General features: G+C 56.9%; 29 protein-coding genes and 1 tRNA gene. 17 read left to right on the top strand and 13 right to left on the bottom strand.

The genetic code is table 11. The features are described from left to right. Nucleotides 1-26 precede the first annotated feature (26 nt). The 6 genes from ACP8J1_RS03645 to ACP8J1_RS03620 all read left to right on the top strand — a co-directional run bounded on the left by ACP8J1_RS03645 (nucleotide 27) and on the right by ACP8J1_RS03620 (nucleotide 3253). Entirely contained in the window at nucleotides 27-785 is a 759-nt protein-coding gene (locus ACP8J1_RS03645; protein WP_023021994.1) for a 3'(2'),5'-bisphosphate nucleotidase CysQ, read from the top strand. 4 nt (nucleotides 786-789) lie between these two features. Then, on the top strand, nucleotides 790-1593 hold the full coding sequence (locus ACP8J1_RS03640; RefSeq protein ID WP_023021995.1) for a thymidylate synthase: 804 nt from the start codon (nucleotides 790-792) through the stop codon (nucleotides 1591-1593). After that, nucleotides 1593-2123: a dihydrofolate reductase gene (locus ACP8J1_RS03635; protein WP_023021996.1), complete on the top strand. Its 531-nt coding sequence runs from the start codon at nucleotides 1593-1595 to the stop codon at nucleotides 2121-2123. Before ACP8J1_RS03640 ends, ACP8J1_RS03635 begins: the two co-directional genes overlap by 1 nt. Next, the gene (locus ACP8J1_RS03630) at nucleotides 2123-2404 is read left to right on the top strand and encodes a glutaredoxin domain-containing protein (RefSeq protein ID WP_023021997.1); all 282 of its coding nucleotides are present in this window, start codon (nucleotides 2123-2125) and stop codon (nucleotides 2402-2404) included. The genes ACP8J1_RS03635 and ACP8J1_RS03630 overlap by 1 nt, the downstream gene beginning before the upstream one ends. Nucleotides 2405-2474: 70 nt before the next feature. After that, a tRNA-Arg gene (locus ACP8J1_RS03625) sits at nucleotides 2475-2547 on the top strand. Between the two features lie 112 nt (nucleotides 2548-2659). Beyond that, nucleotides 2660-3253 (top strand): Type 1 glutamine amidotransferase-like domain-containing protein, encoded by a 594-nt coding sequence (locus ACP8J1_RS03620; RefSeq protein ID WP_023021998.1) that lies wholly within the window; start codon nucleotides 2660-2662, stop codon nucleotides 3251-3253. 46 nt (nucleotides 3254-3299) lie between these two features. Here ACP8J1_RS03620 and ACP8J1_RS03615 read toward each other — a convergent pair whose 3' ends face one another. Continuing rightward, the gene (locus ACP8J1_RS03615) at nucleotides 3300-3728 is read right to left on the bottom strand and encodes a hypothetical protein (RefSeq protein WP_023021999.1); all 429 of its coding nucleotides are present in this window, start codon (nucleotides 3726-3728) and stop codon (nucleotides 3300-3302) included. A 232-nt stretch (nucleotides 3729-3960) separates the two neighbouring features. Beyond that, nucleotides 3961-4407 (bottom strand): DUF2871 domain-containing protein, encoded by a 447-nt coding sequence (locus tag ACP8J1_RS03610; protein WP_023022000.1) that lies wholly within the window; start codon nucleotides 4405-4407, stop codon nucleotides 3961-3963. 959 nt (nucleotides 4408-5366) lie between these two features. Here ACP8J1_RS03610 and ACP8J1_RS03605 point away from each other — a divergent pair. The 5 genes from ACP8J1_RS03605 to ACP8J1_RS03585 all read left to right on the top strand — a co-directional run bounded on the left by ACP8J1_RS03605 (nucleotide 5367) and on the right by ACP8J1_RS03585 (nucleotide 10804). Beyond that, nucleotides 5367-6398 carry an ABC transporter substrate-binding protein gene (locus ACP8J1_RS03605; RefSeq protein ID WP_486697097.1) on the top strand — a complete coding sequence of 344 codons (1032 nt, stop codon included), beginning with the start codon at nucleotides 5367-5369 and terminating at the stop codon, nucleotides 6396-6398. Nucleotides 6399-6430: 32 nt separating this feature from the next. After that, a complete protein-coding gene (locus ACP8J1_RS03600; RefSeq protein WP_023027830.1) occupies nucleotides 6431-8047 on the top strand; it encodes an ABC transporter permease in 1617 nt (538 codons plus the stop codon). Nucleotide 8048: 1 nt separating this feature from the next. Then, a complete protein-coding gene (locus ACP8J1_RS03595; protein ID WP_023022003.1) occupies nucleotides 8049-9077 on the top strand; it encodes an ABC transporter ATP-binding protein in 1029 nt (342 codons plus the stop codon). A gap of 192 nt (nucleotides 9078-9269) precedes the next feature. Beyond that, a complete protein-coding gene (locus tag ACP8J1_RS03590; RefSeq protein ID WP_023022004.1) occupies nucleotides 9270-9698 on the top strand; it encodes an OsmC family protein in 429 nt (142 codons plus the stop codon). A gap of 113 nt (nucleotides 9699-9811) precedes the next feature. Continuing rightward, nucleotides 9812-10804 carry a DUF1906 domain-containing protein gene (locus ACP8J1_RS03585; RefSeq protein WP_023022005.1) on the top strand — a complete coding sequence of 331 codons (993 nt, stop codon included), beginning with the start codon at nucleotides 9812-9814 and terminating at the stop codon, nucleotides 10802-10804. Nucleotides 10805-10806: 2 nt separating this feature from the next. Here ACP8J1_RS03585 and ACP8J1_RS03580 read toward each other — a convergent pair whose 3' ends face one another. The 6 genes from ACP8J1_RS03580 to ACP8J1_RS03555 form a co-directional block, all read right to left on the bottom strand. Next, on the bottom strand, nucleotides 10807-11853 hold the full coding sequence (locus ACP8J1_RS03580; RefSeq protein WP_023022006.1) for a hypothetical protein: 1047 nt from the start codon (nucleotides 11851-11853) through the stop codon (nucleotides 10807-10809). Between the two features lie 39 nt (nucleotides 11854-11892). Further along, nucleotides 11893-13536, bottom strand: a complete 1644-nt coding sequence (locus ACP8J1_RS03575) for a solute symporter family protein (RefSeq protein WP_023022007.1) — start codon at nucleotides 13534-13536, stop codon at nucleotides 11893-11895. After that, nucleotides 13536-13883 (bottom strand): DUF485 domain-containing protein, encoded by a 348-nt coding sequence (locus tag ACP8J1_RS03570; RefSeq protein ID WP_486697092.1) that lies wholly within the window; start codon nucleotides 13881-13883, stop codon nucleotides 13536-13538. The genes ACP8J1_RS03575 and ACP8J1_RS03570 overlap by 1 nt, the downstream gene beginning before the upstream one ends. A 290-nt stretch (nucleotides 13884-14173) precedes the next feature. Then, complete coding sequence (locus ACP8J1_RS03565; RefSeq protein ID WP_034656422.1) at nucleotides 14174-15037, bottom strand: aldo/keto reductase; 864 nt, start codon at nucleotides 15035-15037, stop codon at nucleotides 14174-14176. A 69-nt stretch (nucleotides 15038-15106) separates the two neighbouring features. Further along, nucleotides 15107-15466: an FKBP-type peptidyl-prolyl cis-trans isomerase gene (locus ACP8J1_RS03560; RefSeq protein WP_005323855.1), complete on the bottom strand. Its 360-nt coding sequence runs from the start codon at nucleotides 15464-15466 to the stop codon at nucleotides 15107-15109. Nucleotides 15467-15589: 123 nt separating this feature from the next. After that, nucleotides 15590-16882, bottom strand: coding sequence for a citrate synthase (locus ACP8J1_RS03555; RefSeq protein WP_023022010.1), 1293 nt, complete (start codon nucleotides 16880-16882; stop codon nucleotides 15590-15592). 159 nt (nucleotides 16883-17041) lie between these two features. Between ACP8J1_RS03555 and serC the strand changes: the two genes are divergently transcribed. From serC to ACP8J1_RS03540, 3 genes are all read left to right on the top strand, one after another. Continuing rightward, complete coding sequence (serC, locus tag ACP8J1_RS03550; RefSeq protein WP_023027827.1) at nucleotides 17042-18160, top strand: phosphoserine transaminase; 1119 nt, start codon at nucleotides 17042-17044, stop codon at nucleotides 18158-18160. Nucleotides 18161-18274: 114 nt separating this feature from the next. Beyond that, entirely contained in the window at nucleotides 18275-19150 is an 876-nt protein-coding gene (gene sepH / locus ACP8J1_RS03545; protein WP_023022012.1) for a septation protein SepH, read from the top strand. Between the two features lie 2 nt (nucleotides 19151-19152). Next, nucleotides 19153-19983 carry a DUF6928 family protein gene (locus ACP8J1_RS03540; protein WP_023022013.1) on the top strand — a complete coding sequence of 277 codons (831 nt, stop codon included), beginning with the start codon at nucleotides 19153-19155 and terminating at the stop codon, nucleotides 19981-19983. Here ACP8J1_RS03540 and ACP8J1_RS03535 read toward each other — a convergent pair. The 3 genes from ACP8J1_RS03535 to ACP8J1_RS03525 are packed head-to-tail and all read right to left on the bottom strand — an operon-like array spanning nucleotide 19944 to nucleotide 22881. Beyond that, the gene (locus ACP8J1_RS03535; RefSeq protein WP_023022014.1) at nucleotides 19944-20750 is read right to left on the bottom strand and encodes a TrmH family RNA methyltransferase; all 807 of its coding nucleotides are present in this window, start codon (nucleotides 20748-20750) and stop codon (nucleotides 19944-19946) included. The genes ACP8J1_RS03540 and ACP8J1_RS03535 overlap by 40 nt on opposite strands. Nucleotides 20751-20759: 9 nt before the next feature. Further along, complete coding sequence (locus tag ACP8J1_RS03530; protein ID WP_023022015.1) at nucleotides 20760-22163, bottom strand: NCS2 family permease; 1404 nt, start codon at nucleotides 22161-22163, stop codon at nucleotides 20760-20762. Between the two features lie 49 nt (nucleotides 22164-22212). Beyond that, the gene (locus tag ACP8J1_RS03525; protein ID WP_023022016.1) at nucleotides 22213-22881 is read right to left on the bottom strand and encodes a DUF3027 domain-containing protein; all 669 of its coding nucleotides are present in this window, start codon (nucleotides 22879-22881) and stop codon (nucleotides 22213-22215) included. Nucleotides 22882-22919: 38 nt separating this feature from the next. Between ACP8J1_RS03525 and ACP8J1_RS03520 the strand changes: the two genes are divergently transcribed. Then, nucleotides 22920-23684: a glutaminyl-peptide cyclotransferase gene (locus tag ACP8J1_RS03520; RefSeq protein WP_023022017.1), complete on the top strand. Its 765-nt coding sequence runs from the start codon at nucleotides 22920-22922 to the stop codon at nucleotides 23682-23684. Between the two features lie 6 nt (nucleotides 23685-23690). Next, nucleotides 23691-24269: a DUF2771 domain-containing protein gene (locus tag ACP8J1_RS03515; RefSeq protein ID WP_023022018.1), complete on the top strand. Its 579-nt coding sequence runs from the start codon at nucleotides 23691-23693 to the stop codon at nucleotides 24267-24269. Here ACP8J1_RS03515 and ACP8J1_RS03510 read toward each other — a convergent pair. Continuing rightward, entirely contained in the window at nucleotides 24266-24646 is a 381-nt protein-coding gene (locus tag ACP8J1_RS03510; protein WP_005323875.1) for a cold-shock protein, read from the bottom strand. The genes ACP8J1_RS03515 and ACP8J1_RS03510 overlap by 4 nt on opposite strands. A gap of 321 nt (nucleotides 24647-24967) precedes the next feature. Here ACP8J1_RS03510 and ACP8J1_RS03505 point away from each other — a divergent pair, with 321 nt between their 5' ends. Then, nucleotides 24968-25597, top strand: a complete 630-nt coding sequence (locus ACP8J1_RS03505; protein ID WP_023022019.1) for a resuscitation-promoting factor Rpf1 domain-containing protein — start codon at nucleotides 24968-24970, stop codon at nucleotides 25595-25597. A 99-nt stretch (nucleotides 25598-25696) separates the two neighbouring features. Here ACP8J1_RS03505 and ACP8J1_RS03500 read toward each other — a convergent pair whose 3' ends face one another. Then, nucleotides 25697-25882 carry a hypothetical protein gene (locus ACP8J1_RS03500; RefSeq protein WP_023022020.1) on the bottom strand — a complete coding sequence of 62 codons (186 nt, stop codon included), beginning with the start codon at nucleotides 25880-25882 and terminating at the stop codon, nucleotides 25697-25699. Nucleotides 25883-25933 lie beyond the last annotated feature (51 nt).

The raw sequence follows: 25933 nt of genomic DNA, 5'->3' as shown, positions 1-25933 counted from the left end.
CTAGTCCGCGTTGTAATGTGGGCACCATGACCGTCGAGATTTCTGATTCCCGCCTGACCAATTCCCTCGCCCAGGGCTGCGGTGAGATCCTTAAGGGCGTGCGCAACGGGGGCCTGCTACGGGGCCTTTCGCTTGGCGACGCCGGCGATGAAGCCGCCCAAGAATGGATCGCTCGCGTGCTTGAACAGCACCGCCCCCAGGACGGCATGCTCTCGGAGGAAGCCTCCGATGACCTTGCCCGCTTGAAGAAGGACCGCGTGTGGATCGTGGATCCGCTCGACGGCACCAAGGAATTTGCCACCGGCCGCCAGGACTGGGCCGTGCACATCGCCCTGGTAGAGAACGGCATTCCTATCCACGCGGCGGTGGGCCTGCCGGATCTCGGTGTTACCTTCAAGTCCTCGGACGTTCGAGCGGTCACCGGCCCGCTGTCTAAGAAGTTCGTCGTCTCCCGCAATCGCCCGCCCAAGGTAGCCGACTACATTGCGGAGAAAATGGGCTATGAAGTCGTGGGCGTCGGCTCCGCGGGTGCCAAGGCCATGCACGTGCTGCTCGGCGATTATGACGGTTATATCCACGCCGGTGGCCAGTACGAGTGGGATCAGGCCGCCCCGGTGGGCGTCGCACAAGCTTCCGGTCTGCACTGCTGCCGCCTCGACGGCTCCGAAATCCGGTTCAATAATGAGGACACCTTCATCCCGGATATCCTTATCTGCCGCCCCGAGCTCAAGGATGAAATCTTGGAGCACGCCCAGGCCTTTGCCGAGGAGAACGGCGGCTTCTAAACTAATGCCCATGATTGAGACCCCGTACGAGGATCTGCTGAAAAAGGTCCTAGAGACCGGCACGCCCAAAGGCGACCGCACCGGCACCGGCACGCGCTCCATTTTTGGTGCGCAGCTGCGCTATAACCTGGCCGAGTCCTTCCCGCTGCTGACCACCAAGAAGGTCTATTTCCACGCGGTATTGGGCGAGCTTTTGTGGTTCCTCAAAGGCGAGTCCAATATCAAGTTCCTGCAGGACAACAAGGTCCGCATCTGGAATGAGTGGGCGGATGACAATGGCGAGCTAGGGCCGGTCTACGGCGTGCAGTGGCGCTCCTGGCCTACCCCGGACGGCCAGCACATCGACCAGATCCAGCAGGCGCTGGATACCCTCAAGAACAACCCGGACTCGCGCCGCAACCTGGTCTCCGCGTGGAACGTCGCGGAGCTAGACCAAATGGCGCTGATGCCCTGCCACCTGCTCTTCCAGCTCTACGTGGCCGATGGCACCTTGTCCATGCAGGTCTACCAGCGCTCGGCCGATATGTTCCTCGGCGTGCCCTTCAATATCGCCTCTTACGCGGCGCTGACCCACATGTTTGCGCAGCAGGCCGGCCTCAAGGTGGGCGAGCTCATCTGGACCGGCGGCGATTGCCATATCTATAACGACCACGTGGAGCAGGTCAAAGAGCAGCTTTCCCGCGAACCGCGCCCGTACCCGCAGCTCAACCTACACAAGGCGGAAGACATGTTCTCCTATGACTTCGCCGACTTTGAGATTGAGGGCTACGACCCCCACCCCACCATCAAGGCACAGGTATCCGTTTAATGTTGGGCGCAATCTGGGCACAGTCCCTGGACGGAATCATTGGCGATGGCGAGCAAATGCCCTGGCACGTGCCGGAAGACCTCAAGCACTTTAAGGACGTGACCATGGGCGCGCCGGTCATCATGGGCCGAAAAACCTGGGAGTCACTCAACCCTAAATTCCGCCCCCTTCCCGGCCGGGAGAATTACGTGCTCTCCTCCCGCACACCCGGCCAGTGGTCCGCCGGCGCCCAGGTCATCACCGCTATGCCCCCGCTTTCCGACGCCTGGGTTATCGGCGGCGGCCAAATTTATACCGCCACCTTGGATCAGGTCGACCGAATTGAGGTCACCCTCATGGGCGTCAATATCGGTAGCACCTACGGCGATAAATCCATCTACGCCCCCGAAATCCCCGAGGAATTCGGCCTCGCCCACAGCACCGACTGGCTCACCTCCGACAAGGGCCACCTAGAGCTCCCGGAGCAATCCGCCAGCGATCTCCCCATGAAATACCGCTTTTTAACCTACGACCGAAAGGATGCAGCCTAATGTCTGTTACTACCCCAGAAACTAACTCCGACGTCACCATCTTCTACGCCGACTGGTGCCCCTTCTGCGCCAAGCTCATTAAAAACCTGGACCGCACCGAAACCCCGTACGAGCTTGTCGACGTCGAGGCCGACAACACCGAAGACATCAACGCCTGGATCGAATCCGTCAACGACGGCAACCGCATCATCCCCACCGTCCTCTACTCCGACGGCACCCACGAAACCAACCCACCAGCCTCCTCTGTGCGCAATAAGCAAAAGGAATTGGCCGAGAGCTAAGCCAAGCCCCAGCCATTTCGGGGCACCCCTGCCCCACTGCTATGATTAGCCAAGTTGCACACGCAACCCCGCCCCAGTAGCTCAGGGGATAGAGCACGGCTCTCCTAAAGCCGGTGTCGGTGGTTCGAATCCACTCTGGGGCACAATGTGAAGTCTCGAGACATCGTTCCGATCGGCGTCTCGAGACTTTTCCGATTATTCAATACTCCGATCTAGCTGCCCCAAGCATATAAGGCGCTCACGTAGACTAAGCCTATGCACTTACTCCTCGCCTCATACCTACACCCAGAAATCAGCAAATACATTTCGGGTCGAGTGCTGTACATCGATGATGCTGCCGCGGGAATGAGCCAAGCCCCGTTCGCCCAAACAGAGTTGACAACCATTCGCAATGCGGCAGAGGAACTAATCCCCTTAACCGTGGCGCAGGCGCAACCGAGCGACATACGCAATGAAATCAACTTAGCCGACTGTATCTATGTTGCGAGCGGCGAGGCATTCCGTCTCCTTGATGCGCTGAGACTCACTGGTACCGACCACCTGCTAGTTGAAGCGGTCCAGAACGGCACGCTTTACGCTGGAAGTTCTGCCGGCGCAATGGTTGCAGGACCTTCAATCGAACCGGCATCAATCATGGACGATCCGCGGACGGCACCGCAGCTCACCGACCGCACAGGACTAAATCTCACTCCGTATGTCATTATTCCCCACGCCCAAGGAACGACTGGTCCTTATTCTATAAACGTCATCAGTGAAACTGTTGCGCAGTACGGACAAGATTGGAATCTCCTACTGCTGAGGGATGGGCAAGCCCTCTTAGTTGAAGGCAGAAAAACTTTGCTCATCTAATCCGCCCAGGAAAACAACAGACTTACACTAACTTTCTGGCAATAAATCAGTTCGATTGCTCCATGGAACTGCTTTCGTTCGCGGCACGGCGAACCCGCATCGCACTAACAAAGCCCAGCGCCAGGAATGCCGTTGCAGCAAGAAGGGAGTAGCGGGCGGCGCCGGTCATGCCGTAGCTAAGCGCCTGCACCACAACGCTGGTCTGCTCGCTAAAGGGACTATGCCCGCCTTGAACGCGCAGTTCTGCAATAGCGGAACCAGCTGATTGGCGCGTTGCTTCTGCTATGCCAGCGGCACCCGGCCCCATGATGCCGGCCGCCTCCAGCGTCTTGGGCAGCGTTAGCCCAAGTGCCATGGAAAATACCGACCCAGAAACCGCAGTGCCCAGCGCGGAACCGACTTGGCGGACCGTACTCTGGGTAGCCGAAGCCTGACCGAAACTATTCACCGGAATCTCGCTGAGCAGCGTACCCATCAACTACACAGGCACAAAGCCCAAGCCGTAGAGCGTCAATGGCAAGTCAATGATCCAACCGCAGCCACGCCAGAAATGAACGCTTGCGACCCCAGCTATCGGCAATCATTCCTGTGGCCCACAACAGCGCTGCATACAGGACCGCATACAAACTATTACCCCAGTGCGCATGAGTTAGGTTCAGTCTCGCCGTGGAGGCACTGTGCCTATTCAGTAGCCATCTCGCTCATCATTAGTCACCTGCTACGGGTTGGGCCTCAGCCTCTTGAGCCTCGTTGATGGCATTGCCTAGTGCTGCAATGAATGCAATCAGGCCAATCGTAATGAGGATATGACCAAGACCAGCAATCCCGGAGATCATTGCAGTGGACTCCTCCCCCAATACGGTCAAGCACCCGTGCCAGATCATGACGCCGACGGTGACGACCACGCCGACGTTATACAGCCAAAAGAACGCATTGAACTGACCACGATTGCGTGACAGACCAAAGACCTTCTCCAATAGCAAGAAGATAAGGCTCATCATGAAACCGAGCGCCAGCAAGTGAGTATGCGCCACGCTCAGCTGAGTGAACTCACCCTCGGGGAAGTCATTGGCACGCGTGAATTCGCGGTAGAAGACCCCGGCCCCCAATCCCAAGACAAGGTAGAAAATAGATGCCCAATACAAAGCTTTCATGGTCATTCTCCTTCCCAACCGCTGCCACGGCCGGATTAGCGACGAATCAAATACTCCAAGGACTCATCTTTCTACATCTGTTCCGGCTTTGAATCGCAGGGCTGGTTGAAACTGCAATCAACCAGTTGGTTGACCACAGACGCAAATGAAAACGAAAGCATTCCCCAGTCCCTCGCCAAGCCCAGTATTAACAAATAAGCCAAATTTACCCTCGAACAGAGATCGTTTCGGGATTTTCCCGTTATAAGTTTTATCGAAACCCACCTCCACGCACCGTGCCTTTTTCAATTGCCTGCAATACATTGACGATTTCAGAATGTCTACAGACAAAACGACCCGTGGAAAAAGTTGAACGAGTTCTTTGAATCCTTAATCTTCTGGCAGAGCTTTTAAACTCCATGGCTCTCCAATCACACCTGCGGAATAGCAAACGCTTGCCCGCCTCTGAATGGAATTGCTCCATAACTGACTTGGGAGTAGCCCTCAGAGCGCACTATCCCATACCACGGTGAAAAGCTCGGCGAGAAGCATGCCGATCTAAAGGGGGCCGCCAAGCCCCACAGCATTAGCGAAGTGAACGCGGAACGGTTGTGGTCATCAGCTCGCGCTTGGTCCACTGCTGAGATCTGGTATTCCCTGGGGTCGTCAGTACCAACGTCGGCACTGCTAGTTGTCCTCAAAACGGCGCCGTTGGACGGTACAGCGTGGATTCCAGACGCAACCGCGTGTGCCGAAAGTGCACCAATCCATTCGCCGTGATGCTCATATTTACAGGATCAAAACGCGAAAGTAGTTTCATTCAGTCTTGTATGAGGATTTTTAACCGCGCCGCCCTCCAAATCACCCGCTCAGGGAGTCAAAAATTAACTGCGAATTCACGTCGATCCCAAGTTTCCTTAACTTCGGAACAGTTAGATAAAGACTCCTGATCACTACTCTCTCTGGAGGAAATTCCCCAAATGAAGCCTAGGCACTCTTCTCTTACTGCTGTAGTTCTTGCTTCAACTGTACTTCTTACCTCGTGCGGTGAGCCTACATCCAAGAATGAAGATACGCAGGCAGAAAGCGGTTCAACTTCGATCACCGTCTACACCTCAGAGCCGGAAGAAAAGGTCGATGAGATCAATGCGGCCTTCAATGAAGAGTTTCCTGATATCGAGGTCAAGGTGTACCGCGCGGGCACCGGAGATTTGAACGCACGCATATCTTCAGAGAAAAAATCTGGTGACATCCAAGCGGATGTTTTCTGGGCAGCCGATGCACCTACCTTTGAAAACTATGCCGACGATGGTGACCTCATCCAGCTTGACGATGTTGATTCCAACAACATCATCGACGAAGCCAAGGACGACGAGAATTTTTATGTCGGTACGCGCATTATCCCTACGGTAATTGCCTATAACACCGACGAACTTGCAGAAGGCGAAGCCCCGAGGTCGTGGGCAGATCTAACTGATCCGAAATATAAGGACAAACTCATCATGCCGAACCCGGCGGTCTCTGGCGCGGCGGCATTCAATGCCTCGGCGTGGAAGAACAATTCAGATCTCGGCGAAACTTGGCTCGAAGATCTCGGCCAGAACTCCCCGATGATCGCAGAGTCCAATGGTCCCACTTCCCAAGAAATCGCCTCCGGGTCACGGCCCGTAGGTGTAGTCGTCGATTATCTAGTGCGAGACCTAGCGGACAAGGGTTCCCCTGTCGCTCTTTCCTACCCTTCCGAGGGAGCACCGTATATTTCTGAACCTGCGGGTGTATTCAAAGATTCCAAAAAACAAGAAGCAGCACAAAAGTACATCAACTTCCTACTTTCGAAAAAGGCACAAAAAATCGCAGTCGAGCAGTCGTATCTTCCAGTGCGCAAGGACGTGGGAACTCCAGCAGCCACCCCAGAACTTGAAGACATTGAACTCATGGACCAAGACCTAGAGAAAATTACCAAGGATAAAAACGCCGCCGTCGAAGCTTTTCAAAAAGCAGTTTCTTCCTAGTCCCCGTCTGTTCTAATCCCTCCTAGTTCTTGATGGCTCACTTGTTGAAAAATCCCTCCGTATCCGCGCTGCGCGTTGGTGTGTGGTTCATCGCTGTTGGTCTGTTCATTACGCCTTTGGTCCTGGTTGTCTCCCTCGCACTGGGAGGAAACCAAATTCCCACCCTTCTGGAACAAGGGCTCAGCATTGCTACATGGAATTCGCTTTTCACCACGGCGCTTTCGGCGCTTGCTGCCGTCATCATTGGAACCGTTATTGCCATCGCAATAGACCGCACAGATATCTATGGCTCTTCGGTACTGCGGCTCTTCCTACTTTCGCCCCTCTTGGTTCCCCCTTTTATCGGAGCGATTGCCTGGACTCAGCTCTTCGGTCCGAATCAAGGTTTAAATAGACTCATTGGGTTCGAACTTTGGAATATCTACGGCGCAGATGGGGTCATTGCGCTGATGACTATCCACTCTTTTCCCACAGCATACGTAATCATTTCATCGGGCCTGCGCTCAATCTCACCAGATTTTGAACTCGCCGCCCGTGTATCAGGAGCTTCCGTAATAACGGTTCTGCGTACGGTCACCCTTCCCCTCCTTCGCCCTGCGTTGTTGTCAGCGTTTACCCTCACGGCAATTGCTAATCTTGCCGATTTCGGGATTCCCGCGATTATCGGCTCGCCAGCTAGGTTCGAAACCCTGGCAACGATGATTTACCGGTTCATCGATTCTGGCACCGTATCCAACCCCCTGCAGGTAGTCTCCACCATCGGAGTTGTTCTCTTGTTCTTGGGAATCGGCGCCGTCATCATGGACTATCTCACCTCATTAAGAAACTCACCTTCTTCCCATGACTCCGGTAGCCCGGCGCGCTTTTCGCTGCATTCAGCGCGTTGGCCGGTCACAATCATCATGTGGGTGTGCGGACTAGTCATTTCCATTGGCCCAATCCTCGGTTTGGCCTACCGCGCATTGCTACCAGCCCCTGGGATTCCGTTTACATTAGAAACCATTTCGCTGGCGAACTTCACCAATGCTTTGTCCAACCCGCGCGTCATCGACGGGCTAACCAATTCCGCACTTCTCTCAATAACCGCAGCGTTAATCTGCGGCATTCTTGGCTGGGTCATCGGAATATTAGTTTCCCGGACCCATGCACGGGGAAATACGCTTCTAATGCTTTCTACGCTGTTACCGAGCGCCCTGCCAGGACTCATCATCGGTGTAGCCTGGCTTATCGCCGGACGTTATACGGGGTTGTATAACACGATTTGGATAATACTTATTGCCTACGTCTGCGCATTTACCGCACTCGTTGTTCAATCCGTGCGTGCTCCTTTAATAAGTACCCCGACCACAATAGAAGAAGCAGCGCGCATTTCTGGTGCCACGCCCCTCAAGGCGCTCTTTTCAACCGTCGGTGCAATGAGCATTCCAGCGGCGATTTCCGGCGCAGTTCTAGTGGCGGTGACTGCGATTCGAGAGCTAACTATTTCCGTACTACTTGTCGCTCCCGGGACGACAACGCTGGGCGTCCAAGTGTTCAATCTTCAGCAGGCGGGAAATTATAACCAGGCATCGGCTCTATCCCTACTCTTCGCGATCGTCGGCATCGTTGCCCTCGCGCTGACTATTCAGTCCCCTAAGGTAAGGACTTAAAATGGCGAAAATTGCAACTTCACACCTCTCGGTCACTTTTCCGGACGGCACCACTGGCCTACGCGATATCAACCTCTCCATCGAGCCAGGAGAACTCATCGCACTTGTAGGACCGTCAGGCTCCGGTAAATCCACCCTCCTTCGCACCATCGCTGGTTTTATTTCCCCATCATCGGGCGAGCTCGACATCGATGGCAGACAGATGACTTCAACTCCTCCCGAAGAGCGCGGCATTGGTATGGTTTTCCAACAGCACGCGATTTGGCCACACATGTCTGTTAAAGAGAATGTTGGCTATCCGCTACGCCGAGCGAAAGTATCTAAGACTAAACGCGAAGAGCACATTTCTAAAACTTTGGCCCTCGTAGGGCTGCCGGGATTCGAAGACCGGTCTCCGAACAGTCTTTCTGGCGGACAGCGCCAGCGCGTGGCTCTTGCCAGAGCGATCGTCGCAAGTCCCAAACTTTTGTTACTGGATGAGGCTCTTTCAGCTCTTGACGAACCATTGCGCGATAATTTGCGTCGCGAACTAGTGGCGCTGACGGAAAAACAACGTCTAACCACGGTGCACGTGACCCACGATCGCGCCGAAGCGCTGGCAATTGCAGATAGAGTCGTGGTCCTAGACGGCGGCGAAATCCAACAAATCGCTACCCCGCAACAGCTGCTGGAAAATCCTGCTAGCCCGGCGGTCGCGGCGTTTATTTCGGACGCGACAATTGTTCAAACCACCACTACAGGATGCTGCGTCGAGTGTCCCACGCTTGGTGTTTCATGGCCTCTGAGCCAAGTAACCGTGCGAGAGGAAGGTACTAAAGCCGCTATCTTGCCGCACCACGCAAAGATTGTGGACGAAGACTATCTAGGCACCACGGTTCCAGCAATAGTGGACTCCGCAATTTTCGAAGGCGACCACTACTCCGTTACCGCCACTCATGAATCTGGAACCATATTCCGCACCACTGCGGACCACAAACCCGCATTGGGACAATCGGTTTGGATTCACTTTTCGCCGCCCTTGATTTTTTAATTCGTCACGTTCCGCGAACTTTTAACAACTCGGCGGTTTCACTGTGATCTCGTTTTCCATGACAGCTGCCCCGCTTTCTGGAACAAGATCCTATGCTCATATTGACCACAAGAAGCGAGGACCGTTGACCATCGAACGATCCTCACCGCCATTTCCTTCTGCGTTTCTCGCTTCTTGCTTAAGCTCTAAGTCATGAGTGAAAGTACTAAACACTACGCCGTAGACCTCACCCGCCTCGACACCGCCCTATACCGAGCTACCAATTCCGCGGGAGCAAGCATTGAGTTTGGCAGTGGCGAGGGGCTCCTCTCCCCTGTTGAACTCTTGCTTGCGGCCGTTGCGGGGTGCTCCGCAGTAGACGTGGACGTGGTGACCTCCCGGCGCGCTGAGCCGGAGTCTTTTGATGTGCATGTAGAAGGCGACCGCGTAAACGAGGATGGCGCATCGCGCCTGTCGGAGGTTCGCGTGGGGTTCAATCTTTCTTTCCCAGATACGTCCGAGGGTAACCAAGCACGCGAGCTGGTGGACAATCTGATTCGCATCTCCCATGAGAAGGACTGCACGGTGTCGCGCACGGTTGAGAATCCCACACGAGTGTTGTTTGGCAATGACTCGAAATAGCACTACGAAGTAAATGCGCGACATGCGCTTTCGCTGCCTCTGGGGCTTTAGACCTCCTGCTATGGTGCAGTTGTTAACTACTGTGACAAATGTGATTACTGCAGGAGCTCAACATGTCACCATCTTTCTCCCGTCGCGGCCTCTTTAAGGTCGGTGCCCTCGCCTTGACCGCGGGCGCTATCGGCGCTGCCGTTCCTAATGCGGCGGCGCTCGGACCGATACGCGGCACCATCATCGATTACTCTGCCGGTGTCCCTTCCCCGCAGGCGATTAAAAAGGCCGGCCATATGGGTGCGATTCGGTACGTCTCCGACAAACGCCCAGACGCAGCGTGGATGGCCGGCAAGCCGGTAACCCTGAAAGAGACCAAGGCCAATGCGGCAGCAGGCCTGCCTACCGCTTCCGTTTACCAGTTTGGCCGCGCGGAGACCGCGGATTGGAAGCAGGGCGCAGCAGGTGCTGCAATTCACGCACCGAAGGCGATTGCGCTGCACAAGAAGGCAGGCGGCCCAACCAACCGCCCTATCTACATTGCTATCGACGATAACCCCACCCGCGAGCAGTACACCCGCCAAATCCGCCCATACCTGCAGGCGTTTTCCAAGACGCTGGAGCTGGCCGGCTACCAGACAGGTGTCTACGGCAATTACAACACCATCGAGTGGGCAATCCAGGATGACATCGGCAAGTATTTCTGGATGCATGACTGGGGCTCTAACGGAAAGATTCACCCGCGCACCACTATTCACCAGCTGCCGCACGGCAAACAGCAGACCATCGGCGGCGTCATCGTAGACGTTAACGAGGTCTACGCCGATGACTGGGGACAGTGGACACCGGGCAAGTCCGCAGCACCTGCACCGGCGAAAAAGCCAGCCACTAAGAAACCACAGCCAAAGACTCAGCCGCAGGCCACGGCGCCGAGCAATGGCTCGTCCGACCTGGTAAATCAGTTGAGCTCGCAGCTACAGAGCAAGCACCCAGAGCTGCCAGAGCTACCGCAGGTAACTGCGGATGGCGTAACTTTCAATGGCAAAACGTTGAGCAACGACCAGATTCGTCAGCTAGCGAAGATCGTCGCAGAAACGGTTGCTAAGGCGAGGTAGTACTACTTTTTAAAGGGCTCGGAGGTTTTCTCTGAGCCTTTCTTTTTATCTGTGGACTTCTTATCGGAGCTGCCTTTATCTTTCTTCTCGGACTTGGTGGACTCGCTGGTAGGTTCCTTCGACGCGGATTTATCCTTCTTCCCTGTGCTGGGTTTTTCGTCCTTATCCTTCTTGCTAGACGAAGTCGTGGAGGTCTCCGAGGTAGTGGTTTCAATCGGTGGGACGTCCTCGCCGTCTTTGTACTTGAGGAAGCGCTCGGTGGCCTTGCCCAGGCTCTTTCCGGTGACCTCATCTTTTACATAGTCAGTAAGCTCATCGGACGAGCCATTGATCGAGGCAGCGGCTACAAAGTTCTCACCAAAAGAGACGGAAGAGTTGATGGACTTATCATTGGACCAGCCCCACTTGCTTCCCACCACGTTAGAGAGCTTTGCGGTGCCATAGTCCTGGCGGTAGCCATCCTCAGAGATGGGATCGGCATGAGCCATGGCTACGAGCACTGGGTGGGTTTCATCGCGCTCGATGAGCTGCGAAATGAAGCTGGCAACGTCATACGTAGAGGTCTGCGAGTAACCCCATTTCTCGCCGGCTTTGGTAGATTCCAACTTGAATTCATCGGCAATGGTGTCGATGGACTCTGGGTATTTTTCAAAGAGGTCTTCGGCAGACTTATCGGAGGAGCTAGCGATCATATCCAGCGCCTCATACTTATCTTCGTACTCGCCCTTTTCCATGACGTAGGTGGCGATATAGAGCTTGATGAGGCTGAGCGCCGGGCGAGCCTCGTGCTCCGAGGCAGAACCCATATGCATGCCATCATGCAGCCGAATATAGGTAACAGAGCGCCCCTCATCGCCTTCTAGAAACTCATTGATTTCTGGTGGGACGTCGCGGTTGGTGTCTGTTAATCCCGAAGGGGCGTCGGCAAGCGCGCCGCTATCACTCTCGCTGTTACTGCACGCGGTGGCGGTCAAGGCGAGCATACATACGGCTAAAGCGGCACCAGCCTTGGCTGATGCCGCCTTGCGAGTCAACGACGTTCTAAACACGTCGATACATGTTACCGGTTGAGTGCACTATCTAGGCAATTAATGCTGGACGGGTGCCTCCACCCCTACGCCGGTAAGCGAGCGGACTTCCATTTCTGCAGAAAGCTCCTCCAAGTCGTCTGGCTTGGTCATGATGGAGACCAACCAGCCGACAAAGAAGGACAGCGGAATGGATACCAGCCCCGGCGAGGAGAGCGAGAAGATAGCCCAGTCCGCGCCCGAGAACATGGAGGTCTCAGAACCGGAGACTGCTGGGGAGAAGAAGATGAGCACCAAGCAGGACACCACGCCGGTATACATGGAGGCCACCGCGCCTGCGGTATTGAAGCGACGCCAGTACAGGGAGTACAAGATAGTCGGCAGGTTGGCAGAAGCCGCAACCGCGAAAGCCAAGGAGACCAAAAACGCCACGTTCTGGGTCATGGCCAGAATGCCCAAGATGATAGCCACGATGCCAAGGACCACCACGGTGGCCTGGGAAACGCGAACTTGCTCGGCTTCTGTGGACTTACCATTGCGGATGACCGCATGGTAAATATCGTGCGCGATGGATGCCGAGGCGGTAATGGCCAGGCCAGCAACCACGGCAAGCACGGTGGCGAAGGCCACTGCGGAAATAACCGCCATGAAGATAGAGCCGCCAATCTCCAGCGCAAGCAGTGGTGCCGCGGCATTAGCCCCGCCCGGCGCGGCGAGGATGCGGTCCGGACCGACCAAGGCGGCGGCGCCGTATCCCAGGACCAAGGTCATCAGATAGAAGGCGCCGATGATGACAATCGCCCAGGTAACAGAACGGCGGGCTTCAGTAGCGGTAGGCACGGTGTAGAAGCGCATCAACACGTGCGGCAGGCCGCCCACACCAAGCACCAGCGAAATGCCCAAGGAGATGAAATCCAGCTTGGTGGCGGTGGTGGCGCCGTATTTCAGGCCAGGGGCCATGATGTCTTTAGCTTCATAGCCCTTCTCCTTAATCTGTTCAGAGGCGGCGTGCATATCAATGGCGTTGTTAAACAGCGCGCTAAATCCACCGCGCAGTGCAATGAATACCAAGAAGCACATGATGACTACGCCGGCTACTAGGAGCACAGCCTTGATCATCTGAACGTAGGTGGTGCCTTTCATGCCACCGACCAATACATAGACAATCATGAGCACACCAACGATGCCCACGACGACCGCCTGCCACTTAAAATCGTGGATATCCAGCAGCACGGCCACTAGAGAACCAGCGCCTGCCATCTGTGCGATGAGATAGAAGAGCGTGACAAAGAGGGTGGCGATGGACGCCGCTACGCGCACGGGCTTCTGCTTCAAACGGAAAGACAAGACATCCGCCATGGTGAAGCGGCCCACGTTACGCATGGGCTCAGCGACGAGCATGAGTGCTACCAGCCAGGCAACAAAGAAGCCGACTGAGTACAAAAAGCCGTCGTAGCCATTGAGCGCCACAGCACCAACGATGCCCAGGAACGATGCCGCGGAAAGGTAGTCACCAGAGATGGCTAGGCCGTTTTGTCGGCCGGAGAAGGTGCCGCCGCCGGTATAAAAGTCCGAGGCTTTCTTCGTGGTCTTTCCGGCGCGCAGCACCACCGCCATGGTGATGAAAAGGAAGATGCCGAAAATGGAGATATTCAAGATGGGATTGCCAGCGGAAGATTCGGCGGCGAGGGTGGTGGTAATCATTACATGCCCTCCAGCTCTTCACGGATGGCGGCCGACTTAGGCTCGATATTCTTATTGGCATACTTCACGTAGATCCACGTGATAATGAAGGTGGTGAGGAACTGGGCTAGGCCGAAACCCAGTCCGATATTCCAGCCGCCACCAAGCTCGATTGCCATAAAGCCAGGGGCAAACACGGCAGCTAGAACGTAGACCACGTACCACACAAAGAAGGCCACGGTCATGGGAAAAGTAAAACTCCGGTAGGTACGGCGCAGCTCGCCGAATTCGGCGGAGTCGCGCATCGCGATGAACTCGCTACCGGTGGGTTCGCGGCGCGAGACAGGAGTTGCAGCTACGTCACTCATAGAGCTTCGTCTCCTTGGGTGAGAGGAACTTAGGTCACACGAGATAATGTGTCATTAATCACTATCCATGTTGTCGTGTAAGTTACCGAACATTTTCTGCAAGGTTGTGAACTCCGCCAAGAAAACACCTCACCTCTCCACCCTTTCAAGCTCATAGGTTCCGCCGAGCTGGATCAACGTCTTTAGCCAACTACCCCCATCGGTGGAAACAACCCCCTTTTGCGAAGATTGTTAACAGTCGCTTGACAAAAGAAAAGCCCCCGGTGAGGGGGCTTAAACTGCGGGTGAGATTACTCTTCGTTGCCAGGGAACTCGCGCGGGTCATTAAACATGCGACCAAAGCCCTCCTGGCCTTCCAGAGCATCGATGGCGGATACTTCCTCCGCCGTAAGCTCCAGCTCGGTGGCGGCGAGGTTTTCCTTCAGCCGCTCGGTGCGCGCGGACTTCGGAATCACGGACATACCCTTGGACATGAGGTAGGACAGAACTACCTGGCCCTCGGTGGCCTCGTGGTCAGCGGCAACTTGCTCAATCACTGGGTTATTGAGCACTACCCCGCGTGCCAACGGGGCCCATGCCTCGGTGACGATGTCATTATCGTGATGGAAAGCGCGCAAACCGGACTGAGTAAAGCCCGGGTGAATCTCCACCTGGTTAAGCACCGGAGAAATACCGGTGGTGGAAATCAAGTCCTTGAGCACGTCCTCGTAGAAGTTGGCCACGCCGATAGACGCAATCTGGCCCATACCTTGCAAGCGAGCGATAGCCTCAAAGGTCTCGTTGTATAGGCCACCCTGCGGCCACGGCCAGTGGATGAGATACAGGTCAAGGTAGTCCAGCTGCAGATCCTTTAGCGACTGCTGGAATGCCTCTTCTACCTTATGCGCACCGTGGTGGGAATGCCAGACCTTGGAAGTAACGAAAAGCTCATCACGGGTGACGTCGCCAGCGTCCATCGCCTGTTTGAGGGCGGTGCCTACCGCCTCTTCGTTTTTGTACAGCGTAGCGGTATCGAAGTGGCGGTAGCCTAAATCGATGGCCTCACGGATAACGCGGATGCATTCCTCGTCATAGAGCTTGTACGTACCTAGGCCCAGCTGGGGCATTTCGCGGTCATCATTGAAAGTTACGGTTGGCACAGTCATGGCCTCCATTGTGCCGCAGTTTTTAAAGCCGCGCTGAAAACGACGAAACCCCAGGGCAAACCCTGGGGTTGAGCGCTTCTAGTCGGCGCGAATGAGGTCAATGATAAAGACCAAGGTGCGGCCGGATAGCGGGTGCGCACCGCCGGCAGGACCATAGGCCTTTTCCGGCGGAATAATGAGCTTGCGGCGTCCGCCCACCTTCATTCCCGGAATGCCCTCCTGCCAGCCGGCGATGAGACCGGTCAGCGGGAACTCGATGGACTGGCCACGGTCCCACGAGGAATCGAATTCTTGGTTGGTCTCGTATTCAGCGCCGACGTAGTGGACCTCCACTACGGCACCAGGCTGTGCCTCAGCACCGTCGCCGACGACGATGTCTTCTACGACAAGGTCCGTCGGCGCTGGGCCAGACTGGGCTTCAATAACAGGCTTATCCATGGGGATTATTCTCCTTGGGAAATCTAGTTTGTTCGTGCGGTCGCATTAAAAACCGAACCGAGCTGCACCTATTATAGGTGCTACCACCCGATTCGGCTTAATTCGGCGAACCCGCGGGGCGCTTTAGCGCTCGTTACGTGGGGTAACCTTACGCAGGGACTCGCCGGTGTAGATCTGGCGCGGACGGTTGATCTTGGTGTTGATCTCCAGCTGCTCGCGGTACTGAGCAATCCAGCCCGGCAGGCGGCCGATAGCAAAGAGGACGGTGAAGAAGTCCGTCGGGAAGCCCATGGCGCGGTAGATCAGGCCGGTGTAGAAGTCCACGTTCGGGTAGAGCTTGCGGGAGACAAAGTAGTCATCGTTCAGCGCAATCTCTTCCAGCTTCATGGCCAGATCCAGCATCGGGTCGCCACCCAAGTGATCGATGATCTCGTGTGCGGTCTCCTTGACGATGGCAGCGCGTGGGTCGTAGTTCTTGTACACGCGGTGGCCGAAGCCCATGAGGCGAACGCCCTTTTCCTTATTCTTCACGCGGTTCATGAAGTCGGTAGCGTCACCATCGTGGTTGTTCTGGATATCTTCCAACATCTCCAGAACGGCTTGGTTTGCACCACCGTGCAGTGGGCCGGACAGAGCGTTAATGCCGCCAGCAATAGAGACGAACATGTTCGCCTGCGCGGAACCAATCATGCGCACGGTGGAAGTAGAGCAGTTCTGCTCGTGGTCAGCGTGCAGAATGAGTAGCTTATCCAGGGCCTTAGCTACGACCGGGTCAACCTCGTATTCCTCGGTTGGGTAGCCAAACATCATGCGCAAGAAGTTCTCGCGGGCGTTCAGGCTATTATCCGGGTACATATAAGGCTTACCCTGGGAAGCTCGGTAGGCATAGGCGGCCAGCATTGGCACCTTAGCCAGCAGGCGAACGGTTGCCTTATCCAGCTGCTCTGGGTCCAGCGGGTTGAGCTGGTCCTGGTAGTAAGCGGAGAGAATGTTAAGGGAGGAAGCTAGCACCGCCATCGGGTGTGCGTTGCGCGGGAAGATGTTGAACGCGGCCTTGAAATCCTCATCCAGCAGGGTGTGGTGGCGAATTTCCTTATTAAAGTGGCTGAGCTCTTCCTCGTTGGGCAGGTGACCCTTGATCAGGAGGTAAGAAACTTCGTTGAAGGAAGCATTTTCTGCAAGGTCTGCAATGTCGTAGCCACGGTGGCGCAGGATGCCCTCTTCACCATTAATGAAGGTGATCTTGGACTCGGTGGAACCGGTGGAGGTGTAACCAGGGTCGAAGGTAACAAGTCCGGTTTCGTTACGGAGCTTGGAGATGTCAAAGCCGGAGTCACCCTCGGTGGACTGCTTGATGTCCATCTCGTACTCGCCGCCTGGGTACTGGAGCACTACTTTGTTGTCTTCAGAAGCCACGGAAGTTCCTTTCTCTTTGTGAGAGTCATTATTAGGCACTAACTTAAAGAAGCTAGTTGGATAGCTCTTCACAGTTTAGCAAACTTTGTGACGCCGCCTACAAGTTTCGGTCGACTAAAATAACTGCCGTTCGACCGGAACTGTCCTACACTGACACTCATGAGCACTCCAGAACTTTCGCTGCCCGCCCATCTCCTGCCTGCCGACGGCCGCTTTGGTTGCGGCCCCTCCAAGATTCGTCCCGACCAACTTGCGGCCATAGACCCCGAGGTTATGGGCACCTCCCATCGCAAGCCTGCGGTCAAAAACCTCGTAGGTTCGGTACGGGAAGGATTAAGCGCTCTCTTCTCGTTGCCAGAAGGCTACGAAATTGTCCTCTCTGTGGGCGGCGCCACCGCTTTCTGGGATGCCGCCACTTTCGGACTCATTGAACGCCACTCCGCGCACCTTACCTTTGGCGAGTTTTCCACTAAGTTTGCAAAGTCTGCCGCGGGTGCCCCTTGGCTTGATGCCCCGTCCATCGTGGAGGCTCCCGCGGGCACCGTGCCCGACGTAGGCGATCTCTCCGCGGAGGCGGACGTGGTTGCTTGGGCGCATAATGAGACCTCCACCGGTGCGATGGCAGAGGTCACCCGCCCACACCCGCGCAACGACCAACAATTAGTGGTTGTAGACGCCACCTCTGGTGCAGGCGGCCTGCCCGTAAATATCGCCGACACGGACGTCTACTACTTCTCGCCGCAGAAATGCTTTGCCTCTGACGGCGGCCTGTGGCTAGCCGCCATGTCCCCCGCCGCCCTAGAGCGGATTGAAAGGATCAACGCCTCTGAGCGCTATATCCCTAACTTCCTCAACCTTCAAACAGCAGTGGATAACTCGCGCAAGAACCAGACTTATAACACCCCGGCGATTGCCACCCTGCTCATGCTGGATAACCAAATCCAGTGGATGAATGAGAACGGAGGCTTGGACGACATGGTAAAGCGCACCACGCAATCCTCTACCACCCTGTATCGCTGGGCCGAATCTCGCCCGGAGGCCACTCCATTCGTCGCACATCCTGCTTCTCGTTCGCTCGTGGTGGGCACTATCGACTTTGCAGACTCCGTCGATGCCGCAGCGCTCGCCGCCACCCTGCGCGCCAACGGCATCGTGGACGTGGAACCGTACCGCAAGCTGGGCCGCAACCAACTGCGCATCGGTATGTTCCCGGCCATTGATCCGGAGGATATCGCTAGGCTCACCCAGTGTATTGACTACGTCTTGGATGCAAAGTAACGCATCACTCTCTCAACATGCCCCACCACCTCGCAGGCTGTGGGGCTTTTTCACGTTATAGTTGAATGCATCACAGAATTGTCCGCCGTCGATAGGCAAAAGGAGCGCCCTATTATGCGCGAGCTGTTCCCAGTTGACAGCGAATCGACTGAAACCTCTTTGGTGCTGCGCACCGAAGACGGCGAAGAGTTTTTCCTCTCCATCACCGATGAACTGCGCGAGGTCCTGCAGGGTGAGCAGCAGGAAACCCCGGAAGAAGAGCCGGCGGCTCCCGCCATCAGCCTTGCCAAGCCCGCCAAACCGGAGCCGGTTGAAGAGGCAAAGATTCGCCCGGCGGAGATTCAAAACCGTATCCGCGCCGGTGCCTCCGCGGCGGAAGTGGCGGAAGAAATGGGCGTGCCCGAGTCCCGCATTGAACCCTTCGCCTACCCGGTCATGCTGGAGCGCAACCGCATCGCGGAGATTGCCAAGCAGGCTCACCCGGTACGCGAGGACGGCCCAGCCAAGCTCACCCTGTGGGAGGTTCTTGCTACCGCCTTTGCCGCTCGCGGACACTCACTGTCCGAGTCCACCTGGGACGCCTACCGCCACCAGGGCGAGGCCTGGATCGTGCGCGTGACGTGGAAGGCCGGCCTGTCCGAGAACGAAGCCGAGTGGTACTTCAAGCAGTCCATGTCCTCGCCCGCCACGGTGGAGGCCCGCAACTCGGTGGCCGCAGACCTAACGGACCCGGACTTCGTACAGCCGGTGCGCTCGCTGACCTCGTTGGGCAGTGGCCGCTACGACGAAGCTATCGACGGCGATCAGCCCAGCAACGTCACTGACCTCACTGCGCCAACCACCCCGCCGGAAGAGCCCGAGGAAGAGGAGTTCCTACAGAACCCCTCCCCGGAAGAAAAGCCCGCCAAGCGCCGCCGCAAGGCCGTCACTCCGCATTGGGAGGACGTACTCCTCGGCGTTCGCTCCAATACCAAGCGCCCTAGGGACTAATCGTGGACATCTCTCACGCAGTACTCACTCTCTGGTACATCTCTAAGCCCAACGCAGAAGAGGTGCTAAAGACCGAGCCCAAGGCGGATCGCGGCTTTGGGCGAAAATTCCTCGCCCAATTAGACCCAACCTTCCCGGTCACCCCGATTGGGCAATTCCCGCTTAACCGCTCCGCGCAGACGGATCCACATGAGTACTATATCGGCGGCTACCCCGGCATCACCGTGGTACAGACGGTGTGCGAAGGTGACTCCGTCCTCCTCTCTCAGCTGCCGGAAACCCTACTCAATGCGGTCCCCGCCCAGCGCGTCATTGCGCTGGCGAGTAATGAAAAGGAAGGCTATGCCGGCTTCGCCCTGTGGGAGGGCGGCCAGCTCAAGCGCTGCCTGTGCGCTACGCGCGAGCACCTTTATGAAGACACCGGCCTGCCAGAGCCTTTCGAGGCGCCCTACTGGGCAGGAGAAAAGTACGAACCGATCGGTGGCATTTCCCTGCCCTTCGAGCCGCAGGGCATCATGGAGGCGGCCCAGGAGTACTGGCTCGGCATCGAGGTAGGACACGATGGCCCGGATCTGGACGTCGTGGGCTACGCGGTTGACGGCCGCCCAGAGCCGAAGATCGACCCGCCGAAGCCGAAGCGGACCGTAGGCGAGTTAGCTGCGCAGTCGGCCAATAAGCTGGGTCTGAACGATTATGATGACTACGAGGACCACAGCGCCGAGCCGGAATCCACGGGCGAGGAGATCATCTCCACTGCGAAGCATCTGGGTTCCCTCATCGGCAATTGGGGCGCTCAGACGTTTAGGTCGCTCAAGGAGCGCTGGCGTTCATAAAAGGAAATGGCGGCGGCCGTCGCCACATTGAGGGAATCCGTACCAGGGGCCATCGGTATGCGTGCGCGCACGTCGGTGGCCTTCATTGCGTGTTCGGTAAGGCCAGGGCCTTCCGCACCGACGAGCATGGCCACCTTATCCAAGCCATGCATGGCCTCGGCCAAATGCACCGCTTGGGGGTTGGGGGTTAAGGAAATGAGGGTGAAGGAGGCGTCGGCAAGCGCCTGCAAGGAACGCTGCCACGTGGTGAACCCGCCTTCCAAATGGGCAAAGGGCAAGCGCAGCACGTGCCCCATGGATACGCGCACCGAGCGTCGATAGAGCGGATCCGCCGCCCCTGAGCCGAGCAGCACCGCGTCCACCCCCATGCCGGCGGCGTGGCGGAAGATTGCGCCAATATTCTCGTGATCGCCCACGCCCTCAAGCACTGCGACGGTTTTCGCGGTCTTCAAAATCTCTCCCAGATCCGGCTCTGGGGCGCGGTCCGCGGCGGCGACAAGCCCGCGGTGCATATCAAAGCCCGCTACCTCTGCGAGGGTCTCGCGGGAGACCTCGTAGATGGGGCACTCAGGCTCGCCATACTCGGAAACGTATGCTTCCAGCTTCTTAGGAAAGCCCACCAAGCAACGCATGGGGAACCGGGATTCGGCCAGCCGGGAGACCACCAGCGGGCCCTCTGCAATGACGAGACCCTCGCCGGATTTATCGGATTTGTTGAGATTCCGAATATCGTCCAGGCGAGGGTCTGCGGGGTCAGTAATCAGCATGCCTTTAGGCTAGCCGATGGCATTGGATATCGGATCCATGCCAAAGAAAATCACGAAGAGGCCGGCCAAGAGCCACATGATCCAGTGCACTTCCTTGGCCTTACCGGCAAAGGTGGACATGAGCGCGAAGGAGATAAAGCCTACGCCAATACCGTTGGCAATGGAATAGGTAAAGGGCATGGTCACAATGGTCAAGAAGGCGGGGATGGCGATTTCCATCTTGGTCCAGCGGATCTCGGTCAGCTGCGCGGCCATCATCACGCCGACGATGACCAGCACTGGGGAGGCGGCCTCGATGGGCACGATTTCATAAAGCGGGGTCAAAAACATCGCGGCGAGGAACAGAACACCGGTCATGAGGTTGGCCAGGCCGGTGCGGGCGCCATCGGCAATGCCGGCGGAGGAATCCGCGAAGACGGTATTGGAAGAAGCAGAGCCCAGGCCACCGGCCACTGCGCCAAAGCCTTCTACGACGAGGGCCTTTTTCATATCGGGGAGGTTGCCGTCGGCGTCGACAAGCTTGCCTTGCTTGCCCAAGCCGGTCATGGTGCCCATCGCATCAAAGAAGTTGGTAAGCAACAGGGTGAAAATGAGCAAGACGGTGGAAACCACGCCGATCTTGGTAAAGGCGCCTACCAGGTTCACATCGCCCACAATGGACAAGTCCGGAATCCCGCCCAGCGCTTCTGGTTTGACGGGCGCGGCCATGCCCCAGTCCTCGGAGCCGGTAAATGCCTGCACGATAAAAGCGATGATGGTGGTGAGCACGATGGCGATAAAAAGCCCGCCCGGCACATTCCGGATAACCATGAAGGAACAGATAATAAGGCCGATGACAAAGACCAGCGCCGGCCAAGTGGAAATCGATCCATTAATGCCCAAGCCCACCGGCACGGTGGTATGCGCAGCGTCCGGCACGCGGGTGACAAAACCACCGTCCACAAGGCCGATCATGGCGATGAACATGCCGATGCCTACGCCCATCGCCGCCTTCATGGACTGCGGGATGGCGTCGAAGACGGCGGTGCGGAAACCGGAAATGGCCAGCAGAACGATGATGATGCCCTCGATAACCACCAGACCCATCGATTCCTGCCAGGTCAGCCCACTGGTGGCAACCATGCTCACGCCCACGAAGGTATTCATGCCCAGGCCGGCGGCCATGGCGAAGGGGTATTTGGCAATAGCGCCGAAGAGGATAGACATTACGCCCGCGACCAGCGCGGTGGCGGCAGCAACCTGCGGCACGCCCAGCGCGTAGCCGTCTGCATCTTCGGTGGTGCCGAGGATCAGCGGATTCAAGAGAATGATATAGGCCATGGCGAAGAACGAGACCGTTCCCGCGCGTAGCTCGGTTCCAATGGAGGAACCACGTTCAGAGATATGGAAGTAGCGATCGAGAGTGGCTTTCAACGCCTGCGCCTTTCACGTACAGCGAGTCTTACGCCATAAGTGTGCTGTCTTAGTCCTCGAAATCAAAATCCTGGAAGATGGGTTTTTCATCATCGAAGGCAACTTCGGGGTTCTTTTCTTCCCGCACCCGTGTCTGGGAATGCGCGCCACAACCATAACGCGAGTGCACTACCCGTCCGTCCGCGGAATACTCATTGGCACAGACGCCGTAGTTTTCCATCAGCTCTACATAAAACGCACAGGTGCGGCATTGCAGGCGCGCCTTGGCCGCCATATCCGTATTCGGGCCACGCTCGGTGCGCCAGCGCTTCTTGGCGTCGTCCAAGCCGGACTTGGAAAGTTTGTCGCCGTCCAGGCGGGAATCATCTACGGCCGGTGGCATCAAATCACCCGGCCCAAGGTCGCCCGGCCGCACGCGATCCTCATAGGGCACCCATTCCGGCGGCTGCAGAGCCTCCCCGCCTGGCACCAGCGCCACTTCATTGACGGTGACGTAGCGCGATCCCTCCGCACAGGCGAGCACCGCCTGCCATTCCCAGCCGGGGTAGCCAGGCATCTCTGCTTCAAATCGGTGGGTAGCAACGTTTCGGCCTATCCCAGCGACGCCGATATGCTTGCCGACGCCCCCTTCCCCCACCTCATCCAGCGCCTCGCGCGCAATGCGCACGGCGCGGGAATCGATCAACGGATTTGCTTTTCGCTTACTCACGCCCCTCATTATTCATTATGGGGCGTACACGGTGGTACATATGGTGCATGTCGTTTCTTTCCCGCGCCGCCTGCATTCTCCTGCCCTGCACCCTCGTTGCCTGTTCCTCTACCCATGCAGAACCCGAAGTTGAGCACCTCTCCGTGGAGGTCTTAGGCACCGCTTCCCTGCCGGCCAATTCCTTTACTCAAGGCCTCGAAACCGATCCGGACGGCAACCTGCTCCTTGGCACCGGCCAATGGGGCGAATCCCGCCTAGAGCGCTTCTCCCCCGAAACCGGCGAAACCTTAGCCGAAACGCACCTGGATAACCGCTACTTTGGCGAAGGCATCACCCAGGCCGGAGATTCCATCTGGCAGTTGACCTGGAAATCCGGCCAGACCCTGAAATACGACCAGGACCTGCGCCAGGTCGATACCGCCTCCTACACCGGTGAAGGGTGGGGGCTGTGTAATAACGGCGAAGATCTTCTCATGTCCGATGGCTCCGCTACCCTGCGGCATATGGATCCGGAAACTTTTGCGGAGCGCTCGACCACCGACGTCAGCCTGGAAGGAAAACCCCTCGAGGACATCAATGAGCTGGAGTGCGTGGGCGATTCCGTTTATGCCAATGTGTGGATGGATGACAATATCTACCGCATCGATCCTTCCACCGGCCGCGTGACCGCCGTCATTTCCACCGACGCCATAGATAAATCCCGCTATACCGACCCCGATGACGTCCTCAACGGCATCGCGCACATCAAAGACGATGAGTTCTGGCTTACCGGCAAGCGGTGGAAAGAACTCTTCCACGTTCGAGTAAGGTAAAGGCCCATGGCAACCCGTAAGGAAGCAAGGAAAAAGTCGCTGCTGCAGATCTTGGCCCTCATCGTGGTCGTGGCAGTCATCGTCGCCGCCGTAGTGATCTTCCAGAACTGGTGGAACCAGCGGCCGGGTCCCGATCCGCGCGAAATCAAAGTGACCGCCTCCGTGGGCGATAATTCCATCGACTTCGCCCCTTATATCGCGTGCGAGCCCGGCGCCGATTGCCCGGAGGGCGAGGTCCCGAACCTCACCGTAGGGGAAGACGACACCCTCAAGCTGGAAATCCCCGAAGAGATTTCTGATCATGAATGGAAGATTCTCTCCATCTACGATGACCCCGCCGCCAATGATGAAACCGCGCACGGCGCGAACGAGACTACTGAAGTATCAATCCCCGGATCGGTAGAGCCCATCAAGGCCTCCACCGGCAAACGCCCCCGCCTCAAGGTGGTAGAGATTTCCTCCATGATGATCGGCACCGATGACAACGGTGACGAAACCCCCTTGGCCACCGTGTGGTCGCTCACCACGATGACCGATAAAGAACGAGAAGCCTCCGCGGAGGAATCCACGAAGGCTTCTGATTAGCTATCCAAATCCTTCGCAATTGCGCGAAGGATTTCTGCTACCTGGCGGCCGGTCTTGCGCTCCGGGTAGCGGCCGGAATTGAGCACCGGCTGAATCTGTGACTCCAGCAAAGTCATTACATCAGAGACCATGCTGCCGAGTTCCTCGGGCTTGCGGGCCGGCGTGCGGCGACGCGGCTTATCCAATACCTTGACCCGCAGCGCCTGCGGACCACGGCGGCCAGCCGCGAAATCGAAATCGATGCGCTGGCCTGGGAACAGCTCCTCTACTCCCTTAGGCAACACGTTGCGGCCGACATAGACGTCTTCATCGCCCGGGTTGCTGACGAAACCGAAACCTTTCTCGGCGTCATACCACTTCACTTTGCCAATAGGCATAGGTACCCACCTCTTCTCTAGGGGAAAATCTTTATTTTAGCTGCCTGGTCAAAACAACAGAAGTCGCGCACGCTAACGCGACACACCTCTACTATGTGTCACAGATCACATATTGCCATTCACCTGCACAAATGTCCTCGCACGCGCCACATTCGCCCCATTCCTTTCCCATTTAGTGTCCATAACGTGACACTTTCGTTATAAACCGCTACGCTGTCCCCCAGACATTTAAGAGCCGTTAAGAAAGTTGCCCTCGCCCGCCCTTTCTTTTTGGTACATATTCTTTGCACTTAATGCGGGCACACAGAGAGGACTAACTACATGGGACGCCACTCCGCTAAGAACCGTATGGCCGCTAAGTTCACCGCCGGCACCGTCGCCTTCGGCGCCGCTGCTGCCATCATGGCACCAACCGCATCTGCTGCCCCAGATTCCGACTGGGACCGCCTGGCACAGTGCGAGGCCGGCGGCAACTGGCACATCAACACCGGCAACGGCTTCTACGGCGGACTGCAGTTCAACCAGCAGACCTGGCAGGCTAATGGCGGCGGCGAGTTCGCAGCTACCGCTGACCAGGCTTCCCGCGAGCAGCAGATCGTTGTTGCTGAGCGCGTACTTGCTTCCCAGGGCTGGGGCGCATGGCCGGCTTGCTCCGCTTCCCTTGGCCTGAACTCCGCTCCTACCCAGCGCACCGCTCCGTCCGCTGCACCTAAGGCTCCGGCCCAGGCACCGGCTCCGGTTAAGCAGGCTGCTGCCCAGAAGTCCGATGAGCTGGCCGTTGATGCCCTGTACAACACCATCAAGGATGCCGCTAACTCCTACGGCCTGGCTCTGCCTCCACAGTTCACCGAGCTGTACAAGGCTAACCGCCACGACTTCAACAACTTCTACTCTGCCAACCGCAACGTCATCGACCCGATTGCGCAGATGATTGAGAACATCACCCGCTAAGACACAGCGAAGAAAGGCCCCTTGCTCATGCAGGGGGCCTTTTCTGCGTGAGGGAACGCTAGATACAAATCTTCCCCCACACCGAGGCGGGGGAATGCTTTAGCGGTTGATGCGAGTATAAGGGTGAACGTAGTTCAGCTTCTCTGCCGGCATCGGCAAAATCAGATCATCGCCGTAGGGGCTGGATGCACCAGCAAAAGGCGCAGAGATTTCCGTGATTGCGTGCTCGCGATTTTCGTTCTTCGGCCAAGCCGGGGAAACGTGACCCTTCTTCTCATTCGACATAGTCCCTATTATTTCAAACCTTGCGCAAAAACGTAACTCAATCGATAGCTA

The sequence above is a fragment of the Corynebacterium sp. LaCa_205 genome (assembly GCF_057458085.1).
The sequence above is the reverse complement of the archived record's forward strand: the minus strand, read 5'-3'. Positions and strand labels throughout refer to the sequence as shown.

Coding starts and splice junctions, on each gene's coding strand:
- ACP8J1_RS03620 (WP_023021998.1), top strand. CDS start 2,660: ATGCACTTACTCCTCGCCTCATACCTACACCCAGAAATCAGCAAATAC.
- ACP8J1_RS03605 (WP_486697097.1), top strand. CDS start 5,367: ATGAAGCCTAGGCACTCTTCTCTTACTGCTGTAGTTCTTGCTTCAACT.
- sepH (WP_023022012.1), top strand. CDS start 18,275: ATGCGCGAGCTGTTCCCAGTTGACAGCGAATCGACTGAAACCTCTTTG.
- ACP8J1_RS03505 (WP_023022019.1), top strand. CDS start 24,968: ATGGGACGCCACTCCGCTAAGAACCGTATGGCCGCTAAGTTCACCGCC.
- ACP8J1_RS03595 (WP_023022003.1), top strand. CDS start 8,049: ATGGCGAAAATTGCAACTTCACACCTCTCGGTCACTTTTCCGGACGGC.
- ACP8J1_RS03535 (WP_023022014.1), bottom strand. CDS start 20,750: ATGCTGATTACTGACCCCGCAGACCCTCGCCTGGACGATATTCGGAAT.
- ACP8J1_RS03565 (WP_034656422.1), bottom strand. CDS start 15,037: ATGGAGGCCATGACTGTGCCAACCGTAACTTTCAATGATGACCGCGAA.
- ACP8J1_RS03600 (WP_023027830.1), top strand. CDS start 6,431: ATGGCTCACTTGTTGAAAAATCCCTCCGTATCCGCGCTGCGCGTTGGT.
- ACP8J1_RS03645 (WP_023021994.1), top strand. CDS start 27: ATGACCGTCGAGATTTCTGATTCCCGCCTGACCAATTCCCTCGCCCAG.
- ACP8J1_RS03590 (WP_023022004.1), top strand. CDS start 9,270: ATGAGTGAAAGTACTAAACACTACGCCGTAGACCTCACCCGCCTCGAC.
- serC (WP_023027827.1), top strand. CDS start 17,042: ATGAGCACTCCAGAACTTTCGCTGCCCGCCCATCTCCTGCCTGCCGAC.
- ACP8J1_RS03585 (WP_023022005.1), top strand. CDS start 9,812: ATGTCACCATCTTTCTCCCGTCGCGGCCTCTTTAAGGTCGGTGCCCTC.
- ACP8J1_RS03640 (WP_023021995.1), top strand. CDS start 790: ATGCCCATGATTGAGACCCCGTACGAGGATCTGCTGAAAAAGGTCCTA.
- ACP8J1_RS03630 (WP_023021997.1), top strand. CDS start 2,123: ATGTCTGTTACTACCCCAGAAACTAACTCCGACGTCACCATCTTCTAC.
- ACP8J1_RS03570 (WP_486697092.1), bottom strand. CDS start 13,883: ATGAGTGACGTAGCTGCAACTCCTGTCTCGCGCCGCGAACCCACCGGT.
- ACP8J1_RS03610 (WP_023022000.1), bottom strand. CDS start 4,407: ATGAAAGCTTTGTATTGGGCATCTATTTTCTACCTTGTCTTGGGATTG.
- ACP8J1_RS03510 (WP_005323875.1), bottom strand. CDS start 24,646: ATGCCTATTGGCAAAGTGAAGTGGTATGACGCCGAGAAAGGTTTCGGT.
- ACP8J1_RS03520 (WP_023022017.1), top strand. CDS start 22,920: ATGTCGTTTCTTTCCCGCGCCGCCTGCATTCTCCTGCCCTGCACCCTC.
- ACP8J1_RS03525 (WP_023022016.1), bottom strand. CDS start 22,881: ATGAGGGGCGTGAGTAAGCGAAAAGCAAATCCGTTGATCGATTCCCGC.
- ACP8J1_RS03500 (WP_023022020.1), bottom strand. CDS start 25,882: ATGTCGAATGAGAAGAAGGGTCACGTTTCCCCGGCTTGGCCGAAGAAC.
- ACP8J1_RS03560 (WP_005323855.1), bottom strand. CDS start 15,466: ATGGATAAGCCTGTTATTGAAGCCCAGTCTGGCCCAGCGCCGACGGAC.
- ACP8J1_RS03615 (WP_023021999.1), bottom strand. CDS start 3,728: ATGGGTACGCTGCTCAGCGAGATTCCGGTGAATAGTTTCGGTCAGGCT.
- ACP8J1_RS03635 (WP_023021996.1), top strand. CDS start 1,593: ATGTTGGGCGCAATCTGGGCACAGTCCCTGGACGGAATCATTGGCGAT.
- ACP8J1_RS03515 (WP_023022018.1), top strand. CDS start 23,691: ATGGCAACCCGTAAGGAAGCAAGGAAAAAGTCGCTGCTGCAGATCTTG.
- ACP8J1_RS03575 (WP_023022007.1), bottom strand. CDS start 13,536: ATGATTACCACCACCCTCGCCGCCGAATCTTCCGCTGGCAATCCCATC.